General features: G+C 36.1%; 19 protein-coding genes and 1 other RNA gene. 8 read left to right on the plus strand and 12 right to left on the minus strand.

The features are described 5' to 3' along the window. Window positions 1-72 precede the first annotated feature (72 nt). A complete protein-coding gene (locus DBO93_RS04285; RefSeq protein WP_108455224.1) occupies window positions 73-732 on the plus strand; it encodes a spondin domain-containing protein in 660 nt (219 codons plus the stop codon). 208 nt (window positions 733-940) lie between these two features. On the opposite strand, the gene DBO93_RS04290 is transcribed toward DBO93_RS04285, so the two are convergent. From DBO93_RS04290 to smpB, 7 genes are all read right to left on the minus strand, one after another. Continuing rightward, window positions 941-1,780: a hypothetical protein gene (locus tag DBO93_RS04290; protein ID WP_108455225.1), complete on the minus strand. Its 840-nt coding sequence runs from the start codon at window positions 1,778-1,780 to the stop codon at window positions 941-943. Window positions 1,781-1,782: 2 nt separating this feature from the next. Further along, window positions 1,783-2,358: a hypothetical protein gene (locus tag DBO93_RS04295; protein ID WP_108455226.1), complete on the minus strand. Its 576-nt coding sequence runs from the start codon at window positions 2,356-2,358 to the stop codon at window positions 1,783-1,785. 2 nt (window positions 2,359-2,360) lie between these two features. Next, window positions 2,361-3,119 (minus strand): TIGR04255 family protein, encoded by a 759-nt coding sequence (locus DBO93_RS04300; protein ID WP_108455227.1) that lies wholly within the window; start codon window positions 3,117-3,119, stop codon window positions 2,361-2,363. A 569-nt stretch (window positions 3,120-3,688) separates the two neighbouring features. Next, entirely contained in the window at window positions 3,689-4,147 is a 459-nt protein-coding gene (locus DBO93_RS04315) for a hypothetical protein (protein ID WP_108455229.1), read from the minus strand. A gap of 403 nt (window positions 4,148-4,550) precedes the next feature. Next, window positions 4,551-5,003 (minus strand): hypothetical protein, encoded by a 453-nt coding sequence (locus tag DBO93_RS04325; protein WP_108455231.1) that lies wholly within the window; start codon window positions 5,001-5,003, stop codon window positions 4,551-4,553. A gap of 278 nt (window positions 5,004-5,281) precedes the next feature. Then, window positions 5,282-5,631, minus strand: a transfer-messenger RNA (tmRNA) gene (gene ssrA, locus DBO93_RS04330). A 93-nt stretch (window positions 5,632-5,724) separates the two neighbouring features. Beyond that, window positions 5,725-6,210, minus strand: a complete 486-nt coding sequence (gene smpB / locus DBO93_RS04335) for an SsrA-binding protein SmpB (protein WP_108455232.1) — start codon at window positions 6,208-6,210, stop codon at window positions 5,725-5,727. A 151-nt stretch (window positions 6,211-6,361) separates the two neighbouring features. Between smpB and DBO93_RS04340 the strand changes: the two genes are divergently transcribed. Beyond that, on the plus strand, window positions 6,362-6,793 hold the full coding sequence (locus DBO93_RS04340; protein WP_108455233.1) for an SRPBCC family protein: 432 nt from the start codon (window positions 6,362-6,364) through the stop codon (window positions 6,791-6,793). A 33-nt stretch (window positions 6,794-6,826) separates the two neighbouring features. Continuing rightward, on the plus strand, window positions 6,827-7,213 hold the full coding sequence (locus DBO93_RS04345) for an RnfH family protein (protein WP_108455234.1): 387 nt from the start codon (window positions 6,827-6,829) through the stop codon (window positions 7,211-7,213). 133 nt (window positions 7,214-7,346) lie between these two features. Here the strand turns inward: DBO93_RS04345 and bamE are convergent, their stop codons facing one another. The 4 genes from bamE to nadK all read right to left on the minus strand — a co-directional run bounded on the left by bamE (window position 7,347) and on the right by nadK (window position 11,251). Further along, window positions 7,347-7,694, minus strand: coding sequence for an outer membrane protein assembly factor BamE (gene bamE / locus DBO93_RS04350; RefSeq protein WP_182256252.1), 348 nt, complete (start codon window positions 7,692-7,694; stop codon window positions 7,347-7,349). Window positions 7,695-7,799: 105 nt separating this feature from the next. Continuing rightward, window positions 7,800-9,464, minus strand: a complete 1,665-nt coding sequence (recN, locus tag DBO93_RS04355; RefSeq protein ID WP_108455236.1) for a DNA repair protein RecN — start codon at window positions 9,462-9,464, stop codon at window positions 7,800-7,802. A gap of 148 nt (window positions 9,465-9,612) precedes the next feature. Beyond that, window positions 9,613-10,365 carry a transporter substrate-binding domain-containing protein gene (locus DBO93_RS04360; RefSeq protein WP_108455237.1) on the minus strand — a complete coding sequence of 251 codons (753 nt, stop codon included), beginning with the start codon at window positions 10,363-10,365 and terminating at the stop codon, window positions 9,613-9,615. A 4-nt stretch (window positions 10,366-10,369) separates the two neighbouring features. Then, window positions 10,370-11,251 (minus strand): NAD(+) kinase, encoded by an 882-nt coding sequence (gene nadK, locus DBO93_RS04365; protein WP_108455238.1) that lies wholly within the window; start codon window positions 11,249-11,251, stop codon window positions 10,370-10,372. 185 nt (window positions 11,252-11,436) lie between these two features. Between nadK and grpE the strand changes: the two genes are divergently transcribed. The 4 genes from grpE to DBO93_RS04385 all read left to right on the plus strand — a co-directional run bounded on the left by grpE (window position 11,437) and on the right by DBO93_RS04385 (window position 16,871). Beyond that, entirely contained in the window at window positions 11,437-12,072 is a 636-nt protein-coding gene (gene grpE, locus DBO93_RS04370) for a nucleotide exchange factor GrpE (protein ID WP_108455239.1), read from the plus strand. A 401-nt stretch (window positions 12,073-12,473) separates the two neighbouring features. Further along, a complete protein-coding gene (dnaK, locus tag DBO93_RS04375; protein WP_108455240.1) occupies window positions 12,474-14,396 on the plus strand; it encodes a molecular chaperone DnaK in 1,923 nt (640 codons plus the stop codon). A 316-nt stretch (window positions 14,397-14,712) separates the two neighbouring features. Next, complete coding sequence (dnaJ, locus tag DBO93_RS04380; protein ID WP_108455241.1) at window positions 14,713-15,855, plus strand: molecular chaperone DnaJ; 1,143 nt, start codon at window positions 14,713-14,715, stop codon at window positions 15,853-15,855. A 344-nt stretch (window positions 15,856-16,199) separates the two neighbouring features. Next, complete coding sequence (locus tag DBO93_RS04385; protein WP_108455242.1) at window positions 16,200-16,871, plus strand: hypothetical protein; 672 nt, start codon at window positions 16,200-16,202, stop codon at window positions 16,869-16,871. 67 nt (window positions 16,872-16,938) lie between these two features. Here DBO93_RS04385 and DBO93_RS04390 read toward each other — a convergent pair whose 3' ends face one another. After that, window positions 16,939-17,409 carry an Lrp/AsnC family transcriptional regulator gene (locus DBO93_RS04390; RefSeq protein ID WP_108455243.1) on the minus strand — a complete coding sequence of 157 codons (471 nt, stop codon included), beginning with the start codon at window positions 17,407-17,409 and terminating at the stop codon, window positions 16,939-16,941. A gap of 246 nt (window positions 17,410-17,655) precedes the next feature. Here DBO93_RS04390 and nhaA point away from each other — a divergent pair, with 246 nt between their 5' ends. Then, the gene (gene nhaA, locus DBO93_RS04395; RefSeq protein ID WP_204100646.1) at window positions 17,656-18,870 is read left to right on the plus strand and encodes a Na+/H+ antiporter NhaA; all 1,215 of its coding nucleotides are present in this window, start codon (window positions 17,656-17,658) and stop codon (window positions 18,868-18,870) included. Window positions 18,871-18,916 lie beyond the last annotated feature (46 nt).

Consider the following 18,916-nt stretch of genomic DNA (forward strand, 5'->3'; position numbering starts at 1 on the left):
AATTTGATGTCGATATAAAACAACGTTTTAAAAATACAGCAAAATCTAACTATAAGTAAAAAGGATTATATTATGAAATTAAAACTATCAATATTGGTGTTAGTACTTAGCTCAATTATTTCATTAGGCGCAAGTGCCGGAAAAAATGACAATAAAACATATAAAGTTACCGTAACTAACCTAACAAAAGGTGTTTCTTTTACCCCTTTATTAGTCGCTACACATAATCGCGATATTAGCTTTTTTAAAGTAGGAGAGCCAGCTTCAAAAATGATTGAGCGTATAGCTGAAGGCGGTGACATTTCAATGCTAAAAACAGCATTAGATGATTCTAGAAATGTTCTTTCAACAACTAACTCTGAAGGTTTGCTTGCACCTGGAGCAAGTGTAGAACTTACTATGGAGAGGCATGGTAAATATAAACAAATTAGTATTGCTGCTATGTTATTACCAACAAACGACACTATGGTTGCATTATTAGGTAAATCTTTACCAAAGAAAGGTAAGCAAGTTTACTTTTTAAAAGCTTATGACGGCGGCACTGAAACTAATGACGAATATTGTAACAATATTCCAGGCCCCCATTGTGGTGGCGTACCATTTTCACCAGAAGATGCTGGCGAAGGATATATTTACCCAAGCCCAGCCATTCATGGCGAGGCTGATCTTTCACGACAAATGTATAACTGGAATGGCGCTGTAGCTAAAGTGGTAATTGAAGTCGTTAAGTAAATAACTAACAGAAATTTCAGACATAAAAAAACCGCCATTAAGCGGTTTTTTTTATCATAGTCTGTTGCCAGACTATGGCCAAATTTATAAGTTACTAGGTATAACTAATGGATTAAAAAGGGTTTTTATTTTGGTGGGGCGGGGGAATCGAACCCATATAAAACTCTTTATTTTCTGTTGGTTATACGTTTATGAGACAAATAACTTATTAAAATGACTGATTTTTAAACGTTGTTTTTTCAGTGTCTTCTTTATTCACTCTATCTGAAAAATAATCGGGTGACCATTTTTTATAATCTTTAAGCATTGCTATTGATATTTCAGCCTCTGGAATTAAAAGTGTAGTTGCTCGATACTTGTTCAATGGAAATATCGCATTCATCCGTTCTTCAATTGTTTCGCCATTTTGTTTTTCTGTTGATAATTTCTTGTATTTTGGTCGGCCTATTTCTTGAGGAACTGTCAAGAATACTTTTACTTCATTCTTGGTTTTACCTTCGAAAACTGTTTCTTTCAGGTATACTGAAGATATACTTTCCATTCTAATGTCTTTAAATACTTTTTCAGCTTTACTCTTTACATCTGTATTAAATTCATCTGTGAATACAGGTCTAGTTATCCTATCTGATATCCAGTTCAGTGCTACTTCTAACTCTTTAGAAGCTAAAATAGATGAAAACATTAATTGTGATAATATCTCTCTATCGATATTTAAATTACACGTTAATGCATTAGTTTCAAGAAAAATATCACATTCAGGTGTCTGCAACTCAAAATTAAGTCGTCTCTCATTTTTTCCGTATGAAAAGCTACCATTTAGTTTGTCAATTTCAGTTGCTATAAAAATGTAAAACCATGGTTCACTTTCTAAACTAGAGTGTACAAGCGCGCAATCATATAAAGATATAATTGCATACGCTTTTTTATCTGCAATATAGGCTTGAACTTTAATAGGTAAGTTATTAATTAAACTCAAGTTCTCATCTATAGATAAATCAATTACAGAGCCTCTTGACCAGCCACTGTCTATTAGGCTTTCTCTATCCAATGCTATGCAACACTTCTTTTCAGTAAACCTTCAAGTTTAAAGTAGTATTGATCATAAAACTCATCAACTGAATCTACTGAAAAATCGTTACTTGTTAACTCTGTTGCCACAGAGTCTAATTTTTGACGACCAAAAGCTAGAGTAGAAAGAAACGGCAAATGATCCGTTTCCATAATTTCAGACATTTTTTCCATTACTAAAAGTTTATCTAATGTGTTTTGGTTCATTTCAGTTTCTGGTTTTTTAAGCCATTTATAGCGTGTTTCTCTTGCAACACCTAAAATGGCACACCATTGCTTCACACCAAAATTAAAAGACTCTCTTAAACGCTCAGATTTATTAACATTATTTTCTACTTTAGTTAAACTGGGAGTTGAAAGATCAAATTTCCATTCACTATTAAGGGTTACTAACTTATTAGGATTGGTGTTATTACTATCACTCGACTTAATAACATGATCATATGAAGAGACAGATAATTGAATACTTTCAGTAGCACTTACAACTGTTGTTGCACTTGCTGCAATTGCAATAAATGCCGACTTAGTAATACTGATTTCTTGCTTTACAACATACATAGTTAAACTCCTTTTTGTATCTCAGCATAAACGGTATCAGCTTGATTACCTATTTCGGTAAAGTTACTAACTATTTCATCAATATTAAACAATCTAAATGTTCCATCACAATTATAAATTGTATCTATATCTATTCTAACTAAAATATTTATTATATCACTTGAAATTTTTAGATGCTTAATTGCTGAATCCATTAATTCATTGGGCAGAATGGAAGTGCTCATTTCAACGCTTGTCTTTAATCTAAGAATGTTTTTTTGTTTTACATAATGACATTCAAATACAGACGGACCTTTCTGTGGCATAGAATTAATTGTTGGAGCTAATAAATTAGTCGCATTAAAACCATTAAATGAAACACCATCATCATTTAACGAAAAATTATGAATATTTCGAATTGCGACATTTCCAACATGTTTAATTTCAAGAATAGTAGCAATTTTTGAAAATACGTATTTAAGCTCATTAACGATGTAATCAGTACCATGCTCTTTTTTTGTATGAAATGTAATCTGTTCACAAGCTATCATAATAGCATCATTTCTATCTGCAGAAATAAATGTAAATACAGGACTTGTTTTAGTAATAGAGTTTACCTTGTTATCTTCATCTATCTGAACAGATACGTTTTTAGCTAAGTCTTCCATTTTTAAAGGGTACTTTTCTCGCAATAACTCATGAACTTCTTCGTTCATAGTATTTAATTTATTAGCCGCTATTTCTGCTACACTAATAACCGCTAAAGAATATACTAAACCCATTATTTTACCTTGGAATTATTTTGAATTTGCAGTATACATTCATTGAATTACACATGCAATTACACATTTATAAGATATAGAGTAGAGATTAGAAGATAAAGTTCAATTTATCTAGATATAATTTGATATTTTGCAGATTATACACTCTCAGGTATCCATCGAGCATAAGTTCTTATTGTCATACCTATATCACTATGGCCCAATTGTTTTGCTACCCAACCGATAGGTTTATTTTCAGTTAACATGATTGAAGCGTACGTATGTCGAGTGTTATATTGTTTTCGAAATTTAACGCCTGAACTTTTAAGAGCAGGTTGCCAGCAATTATGATAAATAGCACGATCATCACGTCATGATTGATTTGTTTTAGGGTTAAGAAATATTCGTTCTTGGTTTCCTGTATTTAACTTTAATTGTGCAATTAGAGTTTGAATGCTTTTTCATGAAGTTCATGAGTACGTTCACCTGATTTTGTTTTTGTACCTTTTTCTCTTCCATGTACTAAGGCTTTCTTTACAAAGGTAACCCTACGCTTTAAATCAATATCACACTTTCTAAGAGCTAATAATTCACTTGTGCGTAAACCTGTCCAAAAGTAAATTTCGTACTTGTCCTGACATTTTAGCTACTATCTTTTCACGTTCATTTGCATTAAATGGTTCAGGTTCAGCTTTGATATGTTTAAATCGTTTTATTCGGTCTATAGGGTTTCCGTCAATGATTTCATCAATATAAAGTTCTTGGAATGCAGAATGAAGAGTTGAACGTATTTCATTTTTAGTTTTACCTGAAAGTGATTCATTTGAATTTATTTTAGTAGCCGTAGCTCCCCAGTCTTTAAATAAACTAGGCTTAAATTCATTCACATAAATATGACCAAAGTTAGGTTCAATATGATGATTTTTTTTGCTGATGTATCCGCGTTTTGTTGAATACTCCCATTGGTCTTGAGTACGCTTAAACCATTCATTAATCATTTCTTTAATAGTTACGGTATTCGCTTTGTCCTCAGGTGTAGGCTTATTCATTCAATCTTTTGTCACACCCAAAGTATCAAAGTTGCTAGTTATTTATCGATTGGAATTGTTGCTTATCTACTAGGTAATTCAATATGACCTATTTATAAAACCAATGGTTTAGGCATTGTGATAGCATCTCAATTCCTATTGAGTCTGTTGCAATTTTCAGCACAAATAGAGTCAATTAAACTAAATAAACGTAGTAAAAATGGCAGACCATATAGAAAGCTAGAATTTGTCATTTATAAAGGGAAATGCCCTATATGTAATAATATAGTTGAGATTGAAAAAGGTAAAAGAGAATTTAAGGGACGACTCATAGGATTATGTAACGAATCGCCACGTGAGCACATTTTTAGCTTTGATCACGTAACTAAAAAAGGTGCGTTATTGAGGAATACTTAACTTTTCATTAAGAATCTGCTTGGTCTGTGATGATGTTTATGCCCATATCCATAAGTTCTTTAAGTGCTTCATCACCGCCAGTTATTGATAATATACTCATCATCAAAGATTTCAGGCATTCTAGCCATCTTTTAGGGTTAATGAATTTATTAACGTTTATAAGACCTATTTTAGTTTCAAGTTGATGGCCATATAGTCCAGCTGTTTTAAAATCTTCAGCTAAAGCATTATTAATCCGTGTCGTTATATTTTCTATCGTACTTTCCATTGGTATTTCATTGTTTAAATCAGCATCACAAAACTCATAAAATGCTAAATAGAATGAATCAGTGATTTTAGACTCTTTATGATAAAAAATATCTTTACTATTAACTAGCTCTGAAAAGTGGTTAAGCGACTCCTTAACTATAATACTTAATAATTGTTTGATATCGGATAAGTCAGCTGGTGATATAGGCATAATATTAGATCCTTTTAATAAACAAATTAAAAATAGTTCGCGATTAGATACATGTCAAATATTACAAATATAATTGTTGAAATGATTAGTAAGAAAAACATTAATAATTAATATAACGATCAAGCGATCATAGATTCAATGGGGTCAGGTATACATTAAATTTCAGACATAAAAAAACCGCAATTAAGCGGTTTTTTTTTATCATAGTCTGTTGCCAGACTATGGCCAAATTTATAAGTTACTAGGTATAACGAATAAACTAAAAAAGGTCTTTATTTTGGTGGAGCGGGGGGGAATCGAACCCCCGTCCAAAAAACCTACATCCTCGGTACTACATGCTTAGTCGATTATTTGTTTAACCAATTAGACGCCAATCGACAGGCTTCGTCATGGTGAGCTTAATACTATTTCGCGGTTCAGCCTTAAGCGTGCTTCCCTCGCTATCCTATTTGGGGTGACCATCGATCCTCTAAACAATAGGAGAATTTTTGAGGCGATGGCTAGCCTAAGCGGCTAGTGCGAACGTTTCGTCGTTTGCAATTATAGTTTTGCGGCTTTTTACGAGGCCAACCGCCCCTCGGCATGCACCTTGGGTTTCGTGAATCTTGTCGAATCCTAGATCCGCCCCAAAGTTTAACTCTTTTATTATAGACTAAATCAGTCTACAAAACGCATTGTACAACGCTTTATTTAAATAGACAACGTGGTATTTTTTAACCAACTATCTATCTAAGTTTTTATTTTTCATTAAACGACCTTTATCAACCGCCCATTCACGATCTTTAATATCGGCACGCTTGTCGTGATCTTTCTTACCTTTACCAAGATAAAACTCAAGTTTTACCCAACATGCCTTCCAATACATTGCAGTTGCAATGAGTGAATAGCCATCTCGGTCAACGGCAAACATGAGTTGGTCAAGTTCACGACGGTTTAATAGCAGTTTTCGAGCACGGTTAGGATCACACACCACATGGCTTGAGGCTGCATTTAGCGGCATAATTTCTGCGCCTACTAAAAATGCCTCACGGTCTTTAACAAAGACATAGCAGTCTGAGATGTTAGCTTTACCACTGCGTATACTTTTTATTTCCCAACCTTGTAAACTCATACCCGCTTCATATTTGTCGGTTAAGTTATAGTTGTGACGCGCTTTTTTATTCAGTGCGATTGTATTACTGCTTGATGATTTTTTTTTCTTTGCCATTATATTTCCATTCTGTTTACTACCAAAAATAGCAATCTCCAACATTATACGGGGAATTATTGTTATTTAAATGGCTTATTTATCATTTTTCACTTTAATGCGTTTTTAAAAGACATTTGTTATGATAGCGCCCTTGAGAATTGGAGGGTGAATGCCGAACATAAGCCGTAGTGCATTAGTGATGCACAGTGTAGAAGATATGTATTATTTAATTAATGATGTACTTGCTTACCCAAAATTCTTACCTGATTGTAGTGATAGTAAAATAATTGCTCAAGATGAAGTAGGTATGACAGCTGCATTATTGGTGTCAAAAGGTGGTCTTAAAAAGTGGTTTACTACCCAAAATGTACTGGTGAGTAATCAAGAAGTTAAAATGAGCTTAGTCGACGGGCCTTTTAAATACCTGGTTGGCGGGTGGCAATTAAAAGCATTGTCTGATGACGCTTGTAAAATAGAGCTAACTTTAGATTACGAGTTTTCTAATAAAATGTTTGATTTAGCATTTGGTCGGGTATTTAATAATTTGGCCAACAATATGGTGCAGGCTTTTACCCAGCGCGCGAAAGAAATTTACGGTTAGCAGTCGAAATTTATTATAAGAGTTTACAGTAACATGAATGAACAGATTATGAATGAAGAGAGCAGCGAGCAAGAACAACTAACCATTGAAGTTGTTTATGGCACACCAACGCATCAGGAAATCATTAGTTGTACTGTTGAGCCACATACTACGATAGAACAAGCTATTTTAGCTTCAGGTATTGTTGATGTGTTCCCAGAGATTGATTTATCAGTAAACAACGTTGGTATATGGAATCGTGTTGCTAAGTTAACTGATTTGGTAAATGACCTAGATCGTATTGAAGTTTATCGTCCATTGCTTGCAGATCCAAAAGAAGTACGTAAACGCCGAGCAGAAAAAGCGAAAGAAGAAGGGCGCGCAGATAAAGTGACTGGCGGTCGGGTTGACCCACGTAGAAGTAAGGCAAATGATAGTTAAACTTTGCTGCTTATTAATCTCTTAATGAATCTTTTTGTAAATTTTATAAAACGATAAAAACAAAAAAGCATGTTATCAATAACATGCTTTCATTTCACAAAACTTCAATATAGCTTTAAGCTAGTTAAAGATTTTAGTTAACCATTGGCACGTGATAGCTTTCTGGTAATTCAAAATCACCTTCTGCATTCACTATTAGGTTATCTTTAAACGTGATGGTGAATTGTTTTTCTGCGTTAAAGTCTGAGCTTCTACCAGACTTGAACCGATAAACATAATGCCAAATGTCGGTATTAAACGCATCTTCAACAACAGGGCTACCTAATACAAATTTAACTTGTTCTTTTGTCATGCCAATTTGAAGTTTGTCGATATCTTTTTGCTCTAAATAGTTTCCTTGTGGAATATCTATACGATAAACCCAACTAGAACAGGCAGAAACAGACAAGGCGATTACAATAGTTAATACTCGAAACAACATGGTAATTATATTTATCCTTTATAGTTTGAACGGGGATAATAGCGAAGCGGGCTGTCAGATACAAAATAATTTTTAGTTTATTTTACCCACTCGTTAAGCTTTACTTTATCCAGCCAGTAATTCTTGTGCATTCGCCAGACTATTTTCGGTAATTTTATCACCAGCCAATAAACGGGCAATTTCTTGGACGCGCCCATTGCTAGAAAGTTCCGTAACCGTAGTTTCGGTGTGTTCACCATCAGTTAATTTAGCAACAAATAATTGCTGATGTCCTTTACTCGCAACTTGCGGTAAGTGTGTTACACAGATAACTTGCGTGTTTTTTGCTAATTGCTTTAACTTCGTGCCAACCATGGCGGCGGTAGGTCCGCTGATACCAACATCTACCTCATCAAATATTAAGGTCGGGGTAACAATTTTATCGGCTAAAATAACTTGCATGGCTAAGCTAATTCTTGACAACTCACCACCTGAAGCAACTTTGTTCATAGCTTCAAGTGCCTGCCCAGGGTTTAAGCTTGCGAGATAACTTACTGTATCGCTGCCGTTTACGGATAATCCTTCGTTTTTATCTTGGCAAATATCAATAAAGAACTTTCCATGCTGCATGTTAAGTTCACCCATACTTTTAGTGATCATTTTGCTGAGTTTAGTGGCCGCTTTTTTTCTAGAGTCAGATAGAGCCTCTGCAGCGTGCTGATATTTTTGTTTTGCTGCTTCTATATCGTCGTTAATTTGCGTTAGGCGTGTTTCATCAGAGCTAAATAGTTGTAACTCTTGTAGTAATTGTTGATGAAAGCTAGCCAACGCATCAGGCGAAATTTGGTGCTTTTTAGCGAGCAGTACCGCTGTTGAATATCGCTCTTCAATTAACGTGTAGGCTTGTGGGTCAAGCTCTAAGCTTTCATAATAATGTTTAATTTCTTGGCTTGCATCTTCTACTTGTATTAAGGCTTCGTTAAGTTGCTCTGCTATTGCTTTTAAAACGGGATCGTAATTGCCTAATGCTGTAATTTGTTCTGCGCTGTGCTGTAAACTGTCGACTACATTAAATTGTTCATTTTCAGATAACTGCTGCACAGCAACTAAAGTTTCACTTAAAATATGTTGCCCGTTACTTTGGCGTTTATAGTCTGTTTCTAAGGTTTCAAATTCGTCAATTTGCAGTGAAAACTCGTCGAGTTCATTTACTTGGTATTGTAAAAGCTGCTGTTTAGCTTCACGCTGAAATTTACTTTCCTGTAATATTTTTGCCTCTTGGTTAAGTTCACGCCATTGATGATAATAAAACTTAACCTCGTCTAACAAATGTTGATGGCTAGCGTAGGCATCAAGAATATTGCGTTGCTCACTGGCTTTAACGATTAGTTGATGATCGTGTTGGCCATGAATATTAATGAGCAATTGGCCTATTTCTTTCAGTTGAGCTAAAGGAACTTGGCTGCCATTAATATAAGCTTTTGAGCGACCTTCAGCTGATATTACTCGACGAAGAATGCATTCGTTGTCGAGCAACATATCATGTTTTTTTAGCCAGTTTTTGGCTTGCTTATTCTTGGTTGTATCAAAGGTGGCAGCTAACTCTGCTTTGGTACAATTAGGCCTAACGACATTCGTTACAGCTCTATCACCTAAACAAAGCCCAAGGGCATCGATAGCGATTGATTTACCTGCACCAGTTTCACCGGTAATGGTGGTCATGCCTTGTTGCCAATCAATATCGAGTGAGCGCACAATGGCAAAATTTTGAATGTTGAGCTGCAATAACATAGTTAGTCCTGATGGGTTAATTTAATGTCACCTCACTTTACTTAGCAAGTGGATAAATCAACGCCTTTAATTACAAAAAAAACAGATACTGTTAATTTATACAGTATCTGTTTTTTATGCAATAACTAATTTATATATTGTTTAAAATTTATTCAGGGTATGAGAAGTTCACATGATATTTTTGATAAATATTTTGTAGAATATGTTTATCTAAAAGTGTTTGTGTTCTTGTGTCGTAAAAACGCTTTAATGCTCTGCCTTTTGGATCGTCACTAAAAACTAGAAATAGCTTTAACGAAGCTAAATTTTGGATTTGGTATTGCTGCTGTTCAATTGTTGGTAAGGAAGCCAGTTGCACTTCTAGCATAGATCGTATGTCGATGTAGTAATCCACTTTTTTATTTTTCAGTAAGTTAACTGCGTCTTCACGATAGTGTGCACTAACCCCATTAATATAGGGTGATATTGAAGGTTGTATAATCTCTTCAGTATATACTTCTGGCCATACGCCAACTAAATTGCTTATTTGCTGTAGTGTTAAATCAGATTTTGTTTTTGGAATTAATATGCTGATAGGTTGCGTGAGAATAGGTAAATTAGCAAAGAGATATTTGCCATTATTCGGTAATGCGCCACTGATATTGGCTTTTTTTGTTTCAATTTCGCGTAGCGCCCGTTTCCAGGGTAAATATTTTAGGTGGATATTGTATGGCGAGTGCTGAAAAATGGCTTCAAACATTTCATGATAAAGCCCAGTACCGTCTTTATTTGTATAGTTTTGCCAATTATCTGTTACCCAAATAACGTCAATTATATTTAGCTTATGTTCACTTTTTGCAAAAAATGAACATAAAACAAAAATAATGAGTAGCAGTTGGTTAAATTTAAGATTTAATTTCATTACGTTAGTATAGTTTATTGCCCCAACTTAGTTTATTTCTTAAAACATTAAAGTAGTTGTGATCAAGCGGGTGAATTAAACGCAACGTAAACTCACTTTTTTTAATGATAACTTCATCACCAGGCATCACGGCTAAAATTACATGCCCGTCGCAACTTACTTGTAGGTTTTCATAGTTTTCATTTGCTAATTTTAGTTTTATTTCACTGTTACCGTCTACCACAATGGGTCGACTAGATAAGGTGTGAGGGAACATTGGTACGAGTGAAAGCGCGTTTAAATTAGGGGTTAATATTGGGCCACCCGCAGACATTGAATAGGCCGTTGAGCCTGTTGGCGTTGATACTATAAGCCCGTCAGAGCGCTGACTAAACATAAAGCTACCATCAATATAGACTTCAAACTCTATCATGTTGGCGACTTTACCCGCATGCAGAACCGCTTCGTTTACCGCACTGTTAGAACTTTTTAGTTTGCCGTGGCGATAAACTTCGGCTTCAATAATAAAGCGTTGTTCAGAACGTGACTCTCCTTTTAAAATGGCTTCAAGCGGAGCAATGAGGTCATCAGGAGATAAGTCAGTTAGAAAGCCTAAGTTACCGCGGTTAACACCGATTACGCCAACGTTATAACAAGCTAGAACTCTTGCGGCGCCAAGCATATAACCGTCACCACCTATAACAATAGCCAAGTCTGCACGTTCACCAATATTGGTAAGTGAAGCCATGTTTACGTTGTCGATATTAACGGTTTGTGCAACAGAATTTTCTATTAGCACTTTGTAACCATTTTGCGACAAATATTGATGTAACGCTTCTATAGTGGAGCTGGCACCTTCATGGTGAGGTTTGCCAATCAGGCCAATGGTGTTGTATAAATTACTCATACGGTGCTTATCAATATGTAATATAATTAAGGACTATCAGCAGTTTCGCGCTATTTTACTCGCTTGTAAAGTTGACTTTTTTTTAAATGATTTACTTTTGTGCTTGAATCATAAAAACAAGCCCCCATAATTAGCGTTATCAGTTTTATATATTTTGAATTTTTAGACCTACTTTGGAGTTTTTCATGGCCAACGAGTCAACCGACAATAAAAGTGCTGAAGAAATTGCAGCAGACGCATTAGCCGCTGAAATTATTGAGCATGCAGACGAGCAAGTTGAAGTTCAACTTGATACTGCCGCTGAAAATATCAGTGCAGAACAAGAAAAAATAAACGAGCTTGAACTTGCATTAGCTACCGCTAAATCAACGGTTGCTGATCAAAAAGATTCTGTTATTCGTGCGAAAGCAGAAGTCGACAATGTGCGCCGTCGTGCAGCACAAGATGTTGAAAAAGCACGTAAGTTTGCTTTAGAGAAGTTTGCTGCTGAAATGTTAACTACGGTTGATAACTTAGAACGCGCATTACAAAGTATTGATAAAGATGATGAACGCAATACCGCCATTGTTGAAGGTATTGAATTAACTTATCAAGGTTTATTAGCTTCGTTAGAGAAATTTGCTATTAAAGCGATTGATCCTCAAGATCAACCATTCAACCCTGAATTGCATCAAGCTATGTCAATGCAAGAAGTTGAAGGTGTTGCGCCTAATACTGTTATTGCTGTTATGCAAAAAGGTTATGAGTTAAATGGTCGTTTAATACGTCCTGCAATGGTGATGGTGTCAAAAGCTAAGCCAAGTGTTGATACCACGGCATAATAATATGCTTAGCTAACTTTACCTGATAAGAAAAACCAGACATATGTCTGGTTTTTTTATGCCCTTTTTTCTATTGCCTCTATTAATTGCACTTTGCTTTGATTGATGACTTTGTACTGTAATAGCCAAGTTATACTCAATTAAGTTCTTAATGCTCTTCAAGCTTGTTAATCGTATTTAATGCTAGATAAGCGTTGTGTGCGTTGCTGCTCATGTTTAAACATAATACTTAATATGGCGAATGCTTAATGGTCATTAATAAAGAGCAGAGCAAATAAAAATAAAATTTTTTAATTTATTTCGATAAAAATAGTTGAAAAGACTTTTTCCTGCCCCCACTAACTGTTCATCAAAAGATTTAATCTTTATTTTTATTAAATATGTATTCGGAGATCGTCAAGATGGGCAAAATTATTGGTATTGATCTAGGAACAACAAACTCTTGTGTTGCTGTTCTAGATGGTGGTAAAGCACGTGTAATTGAAAATGCAGAAGGCGATCGTACAACTCCTTCAATCATTGCTTACACAGAAGAAGGCGAGACGTTAGTTGGACAACCTGCTAAACGTCAGTCTGTAACTAACCCTAAAAATACATTGTTCGCTATTAAGCGTTTAATCGGTCGTCGTTTTGAAGATGAAGAAGTTCAACGCGATATTAAAATTATGCCTTTTGGCATTGTTAAAGCTGACAACGGTGATGCTTGGGTTACAGCGCGTGATAAAAATATCGCTCCTCCACAAGTTTCTGCTGAAGTTTTAGCAAAAATGAAAAAAACAGCCGAAGATTACTTAGGCGAAAAAGTAACTGAAGCGGTAATTACCGTTCCTGCATACTTTAACGATGCACAACGTCAAGCAACTAAAGATGCAGGTCGTATTGCTGGTCTTGATGTTAAACGTATCATCAACGAGCCAACGGCTGCTGCACTTGCTTACGGCATGGACAAGCAAGAAGGCGATAAAGTTGTTGCAGTATACGATTTAGGTGGTGGTACATTTGATATCTCTATCATCGAAATTGATGAAGTTGAAGGCGAGCACACGTTTGAAGTACTTGCGACAAACGGCGACACTCACTTAGGTGGTGAAGATTTTGATAACCGTTTAATCAACTATCTAGTAGCTGAATTCAAAAAAGATCAAGGCATGGACTTAACGCAAGATCCATTAGCAATGCAACGTTTGAAAGAAGCGGCAGAAAAAGCGAAATGTGAGCTTTCTTCAGCACAACAAACAGACGTTAACTTGCCATACATTACTGCTGATGGTTCAGGCCCTAAGCACATGAACATCAAAGTAACGCGCGCTAAATTAGAGTCTTTAGTTGAAGACATGGTTAAAGCTACTTTAGGTCCGCTTAAGCAAGCACTTAAAGATGCAGACCTTTCAATTAGCGACATTAACGACGTAATCATGGTTGGTGGTCAAACACGTATGCCTATGGTACAAAAAGTTGTTACTGAATTCTTTGGTAAAGAGCCACGTAAAGATGTTAACCCTGATGAAGCTGTAGCTGCAGGTGCTGCGATTCAAGCTGGTGTACTTTCTGGTGATGTAACAGACGTTCTATTATTAGACGTTACACCATTATCATTAGGTATTGAGACTATGGGCGGCGTGATGACGAAAGTTATCGATAAAAACACCACTATCCCAACTAAGCAATCTCAAACATTCTCAACTGCTGATGATAACCAAGCAGCTGTAACGGTACATGTAATGCAAGGTGAGCGTAAGCAAGCTTCTGCAAATAAATCTCTTGGTCAATTTAACCTTGAAGGTATTGCCCCTGCACAACGTGGTACGCCACAAATCGAAGTAACTTTCGATTTAGATGCTGATGGTATCTTGCATGTAACGGCTAAAGATAAGAACACAGGTAAAGAACAAAAAATCACTATTAAAGCCTCTTCTGGTTTATCAGATGAAGAAGTAGAGCAAATGGTACGTGACGCTGAAGCAAATGCTGACGAAGATGCGAAATTTGAAGAGCTAGTTCAAGCTCGTAACCAAGCTGATGGCATGGTTCATTCAACGCGTAAGCAAATTGAAGAAGCAGGCGAAGATTTACCAAGTGAAGACAAAGAGAAAATTGAAGCTGCATTAGCTGAGCTTGAAGTTGCCATTAAAGGCGATAGCAAAGAAGAAATCGATGCTAAATCTCAAGCCGTTATCGAAGCTTCTGCTAAGTTAATGGAAATTGCTCAAACCAAAGCACAAGCACAAAGCGGCGCTCCTGAAGGTGAAGCACCTGAAGCAGATGCAGCTGGTGGTGATGATGTAGTTGATGCTGAGTTTGAAGAAGTTAAAGACGACAAGTAATTATTTGTTAGGTTGTACTTGTAACGCTCAACAGCAGCGTTGGACATGCTCACATACAATGTATGCTCAGTGTGACCTACATGCTCTAGAACGTTACAATATCAACAATAAACATTTAAGCTGAGTGGTTTAATTAACATAAATTAAAGCGTCGATAATTATCGGCGCTTTACTATGTTAAAGCAGTAACGAAAACCTAATTATTAACGATGGTAATTTGCTTAGATTTTTAAAGGGTAATGACAATGCTTACCGTATCTAAGAAAGAAGTTAAACAAATTAGTATCCATAAATTTGAAGTAAAGAAATAAAACCTATGTCAAAACGCGATTATTATGAAGTGCTAGGTGTATCGAAAGATGCAGCTGAGCGCGATATCAAAAAAGCTTACAAACGTTTAGCAATGAAATATCATCCTGATAGAACTCAAGGTGATAAATCTAAAGAAGAACAGTTTAAAGAAGTTAAAGAAGCTTATGAAATATTAAACAATGATCAAAAGCGCGCGGCGTATGATCAATACGGCCACGCGGCGTTTGAACAAGGTGGTCATGGTGGCGGCGGCGGCTTTGGCGGCGGACAAGACTTCGGCGATGCCTTTGGTGATATTTTTGGTGATATTTTCGGTGGCGGTGGTCGCGGACGTGGTGGTCAATCTCGCCAACGTCGTGGCTCAGATTTACGCTATAACCTTGACTTAAGCCTTGAAGAAGCCGTTAAGGGTAAAACCTTAGAAATTAAAGTACCCACTTTTGTGAGTTGTGAACCTTGTGATGGTAGTGGCGCGAAAAAAGGCACCAGTGCCAAAACGTGTTCTACATGTCATGGCCATGGCCAAGTACAAATGCGTCAGGGCTTGTTCGCTGTGCAGCAAACGTGTCCAACATGTTCTGGTCAAGGTAAAGTTATTTCAGACCCTTGTACTTCATGTCGTGGTAAAGGGCGTGTAGAGAAAAATAAAACACTATCAGTTAAAATTCCACCAGGTGTTGATACCGGTGATAGAATTCGTTTATCTGGTGAAGGTGAAGCAGGTGAACATGGTGCTCCGGCAGGTGATTTATATGTTCAAGCCAATGTGCGTGACCATAAAATATTTGTTCGTGATGAAAACCATTTGTACTGTGAAGTGCCGATTAGTTTCACAACGGCGGCTTTAGGTGGCGACATTGAAGTGCCAACACTTGAAGGTAAAGTTAAGCTGAAAATACCGAAAGAAACTCAAACAGGCAAAATGTTCCGTTTGCGTGGCAAAGGTGTTAAATCAGTACGTAGTCATTCAGTGGGCGACTTAATGTGTAAAGTTGTGATTGAAACACCGGTAAGTTTATCGGGCGATCAAGCTGACTTACTACGCCAGTTAGAAGAAAAAATGGGTAAAAGCACCAGTAAGCATAGCCCGAAAGAAACAGGCTTCTTCGACGGTGTGAAAAAATTCTTCGATGATCTTAAAAGCTAATACTACTCAAGAATAAAACCAACACTAAAATCCCGCATACTGATGCGGGATTTTTATGTTCAGCCCTTTTTTACTAAAACATTATTTTGTAAGCACTCGTATTTCGAGAACCAACTCCACAACATGCGTACGCTTAAGTAACTTGAGCATTGGTAAGCTTTAACTTCTATCGGTTACGAGCTCTGTTAGTGATTTAACCTATTCGCTTTGCTTTATTCTGATATAGTCATGTTGAGTATAAAATATATGGATATTATTTGGTTATAATGAACAAGTAGAATGTGTGATTGGCCAAGTTGGGATCTACCTGCATTTATAAATTAATGTGAAGAGAGTGTCATAGAATGAAAATTTTATTTAGTTCCCTGTTAATTGCTTTAGTCAGTTTTAATAATTTTGCTGAGTCTGCGCCTGAAGAACTACCGCCACTTGATCCTGCTTATGAAGGTGAGCATGGCATGGTTTTACTGAATAAGTCTTCAGCTATTTTTGCCTATCATTTATCGCTTTATGAAAAACCAAAAAATGTTCAATTACTGTATAAGCTTGACGTTAAAAATGTCGCATTGGTGCAGTTGGTTCGTGACAATGACATGGTTACAATTAAACCCAAACCTTTTAACTTACAGCGTTTAATGCGAGGTGAGAAAGTTGTGGTTAATGCCGATGTATATCTTGGGCACTTTGAGCGTGATGGAATGTTGGTTTACGAGAACATGACGATAAGCTTTGCTGAACAATTATATATGCGTAAGCTTGATGAAATTGAACCGTCGAGTAATAAACAGGAATATGATGTTGTGTCGTATCGTAAAACCAACAAAATTTATATTCATCGTATACAGCAAGCGCCAAGCTACGATCATGTCCTGCATATAGATGTAAATGCCGGTTGTTTGACTAAATTCAATACTTCCTCACCCGTTCCAAAAGAGAATGAATTACAGTATAAATTTTTTAACTGCGGCACCATGAAGCCGTTATATTTTGAAACACAAAGTTTTGATAATAAATAACATTGTGAATCAACTGATTGGCTAGAAATAACGAGTGGTTGACTACCTTTAGTTTTATAAGTCGTGATCACTCATCATCAAAAATAGGTAAAACACCGCTACGGCTATGTTCAAAAATAAGTGAAGTTTCAACCGTTGTAACTTCTTCACGAGAGGTTATGGCATTGAATACAAACTGACGTAAGTGCTCGCTATCTTTTACTGACATATGAATAAAGTAATCGTAGCTGCCCCCCATGTGGTACAAGCTAACAATTTCAGGCAATTTAAGTAAATCATCTCTAAGTTTATTTACAATTAATTCTGAGTAAGGTTGTAGTTTAATTGCTGCAATGGCTTCAATATTACCCCCAATACTTTTAAAATTAATATCAATGAAGGCATTATTTATAACGCCATTGTATTTCATGCGTTTTACGCGTTCTAAACATGTTGATGGTGCAATACCTATCTGCGAAGCTAATTCTTTATTGGTGATATCGGCATCTTTATAAAGCAATGTAAGAATACGTAAATCTATGTCATCAAGTTTTTTCATGCGTGTTTGCCTCTAGACGTTGCACTTATTTTTTTATTGGAAAGTATTACACTTATTAATTCCAATATTATCAGTAAAACCATCATAAAAATGAACTATTATCGATATAGTTGCTAGTTTCCGAATTTTCATCCAATTAATGGATTGAACAGCTTGGTCATTTTTACAAATTATTACATTGGCAAATTTGTAAAAAATATTGTTGTGACATATTATGTCCCTAATTAAATAAAATAATGAGAACAAATGATTATTAAAAGTGTTAACAATTTTTTAAAGCTTGAAGCTGCTAGTGGCATTATTTTAATGTTTGCTGCTGTAGCGGCAATGATTATCGCCAACTCACCGTTTATGGTTTATTACGACATGCTGTTGAATATTCCTGTTCAAGTAGCGGTTGGAACTTTTGAAATAGCTAAGCCTTTACTATTGTGGATAAATGATGGCCTTATGGCGTTGTTTTTTTTCCTCGTAGGTTTAGAGCTAAAGCGTGAGTTTTTAGAAGGTGATTTATCTCAACCAGGGCAAGTTACATTACCTGCTATTGGTGCCTTGGGTGGTATGCTAATACCCGCTTTATGTTATGTCGCTTTTAACTACAATGATCCCGATGCTATTAAGGGGTGGGCAATTCCTACCGCGACTGATATTGCTTTTGCCTTAGGTATATTGTCAGTCATAGGCAGTAAAGTGCCATTGCAACTAAAAGTGTTTTTAACCTCGTTAGCCATATTTGATGATTTAGGCGCTATTATTGTTATCGCGTTATTTTACACTGACCAACTCTCATTATTATCTCTAGTTTTTGGCGCAAGTATCATTGCCATTTTATTTGTGATGAATAAACGAGGAGTCACTAGTACTGCACCTTATATATTTTTAGGTATTGTATTGTGGGTAGCAGTATTAAAGTCTGGTGTTCACGCAACATTAGCGGGTGTTATTTTAGCGTTTTTTATCCCAATAAAGGGTGATGAGGACGAACCCTCGCCGTTAAAATCTTTAGAGAACAACTTACATTCCTTAGTCGCTTTTATTATTTTGCCGGTATTTGCATTTGCGAACGCAGGTATCAGTTTTGCTGGTGTCGGTATCGAGCAAGTTATTGCTCCTGTGCCATTGGGGATTATTGTTGGTCTAATCGTTGGAAAACAGCTTGGCGTATTTGGTTTTTGTTTTATTGCCATAAAGTTAGGTTGGGCTAAATTACCAGCAAATGTTAATTGGCGTTTACTCTATGGTGCAGCCATATTGTGTGGTGTTGGTTTCACCATGAGTTTATTTATTGGCTCGCTAGCTTTTGAACAGGGACAAGGTGCCAACCTTATTTTCCAAGACAGACTAGGTATCGTCATAGGTTCATTAATTTCAGGTGTTTTTGGCTACTTTATTATTAAAGGTGGAGTCAAAAACATTGAAGAAAATGATGAGACTGATGAAACTACAAATAATACAAAATAAAAAAGAAATAGTTATGAAAGTAGACACATTTCATATCCCAGTAAAA

Source organism: Colwellia sp. Arc7-D (assembly GCF_003061515.1).
Classification (GTDB): Bacteria; Pseudomonadota; Gammaproteobacteria; order Enterobacterales; family Alteromonadaceae; genus Cognaticolwellia.

What these genes read in the sequence shown, in the direction of transcription:
- grpE (WP_108455239.1), top strand. Translation starts at nt 11,437, where the DNA reads ATGGCCAACGAGTCAACCGACAATAAAAGTGCTGAAGAAATTGCAGCA.
- DBO93_RS04385 (WP_108455242.1), top strand. Translation starts at nt 16,200, where the DNA reads ATGAAAATTTTATTTAGTTCCCTGTTAATTGCTTTAGTCAGTTTTAAT.
- DBO93_RS04295 (WP_108455226.1), bottom strand. Translation starts at nt 2,358, where the DNA reads ATGTATGTTGTAAAGCAAGAAATCAGTATTACTAAGTCGGCATTTATT.
- DBO93_RS04360 (WP_108455237.1), bottom strand. Translation starts at nt 10,365, where the DNA reads ATGAAATTAAATCTTAAATTTAACCAACTGCTACTCATTATTTTTGTT.
- DBO93_RS04390 (WP_108455243.1), bottom strand. Translation starts at nt 17,409, where the DNA reads ATGAAAAAACTTGATGACATAGATTTACGTATTCTTACATTGCTTTAT.
- DBO93_RS04325 (WP_108455231.1), bottom strand. Translation starts at nt 5,003, where the DNA reads ATGCCTATATCACCAGCTGACTTATCCGATATCAAACAATTATTAAGT.
- nadK (WP_108455238.1), bottom strand. Translation starts at nt 11,251, where the DNA reads ATGAGTAATTTATACAACACCATTGGCCTGATTGGCAAACCTCACCAT.
- DBO93_RS04300 (WP_108455227.1), bottom strand. Translation starts at nt 3,119, where the DNA reads ATGGGTTTAGTATATTCTTTAGCGGTTATTAGTGTAGCAGAAATAGCG.
- smpB (WP_108455232.1), bottom strand. Translation starts at nt 6,210, where the DNA reads ATGGCAAAGAAAAAAAAATCATCAAGCAGTAATACAATCGCACTGAAT.
- bamE (WP_182256252.1), bottom strand. Translation starts at nt 7,694, where the DNA reads ATGTTGTTTCGAGTATTAACTATTGTAATCGCCTTGTCTGTTTCTGCC.
- dnaJ (WP_108455241.1), top strand. Translation starts at nt 14,713, where the DNA reads ATGTCAAAACGCGATTATTATGAAGTGCTAGGTGTATCGAAAGATGCA.
- nhaA (WP_204100646.1), top strand. Translation starts at nt 17,656, where the DNA reads ATGATTATTAAAAGTGTTAACAATTTTTTAAAGCTTGAAGCTGCTAGT.
- DBO93_RS04315 (WP_108455229.1), bottom strand. Translation starts at nt 4,147, where the DNA reads ATGAATAAGCCTACACCTGAGGACAAAGCGAATACCGTAACTATTAAA.
- DBO93_RS04340 (WP_108455233.1), top strand. Translation starts at nt 6,362, where the DNA reads ATGCCGAACATAAGCCGTAGTGCATTAGTGATGCACAGTGTAGAAGAT.
- dnaK (WP_108455240.1), top strand. Translation starts at nt 12,474, where the DNA reads ATGGGCAAAATTATTGGTATTGATCTAGGAACAACAAACTCTTGTGTT.
- DBO93_RS04345 (WP_108455234.1), top strand. Translation starts at nt 6,827, where the DNA reads ATGAATGAACAGATTATGAATGAAGAGAGCAGCGAGCAAGAACAACTA.
- DBO93_RS04285 (WP_108455224.1), top strand. Translation starts at nt 73, where the DNA reads ATGAAATTAAAACTATCAATATTGGTGTTAGTACTTAGCTCAATTATT.
- recN (WP_108455236.1), bottom strand. Translation starts at nt 9,464, where the DNA reads ATGTTATTGCAGCTCAACATTCAAAATTTTGCCATTGTGCGCTCACTC.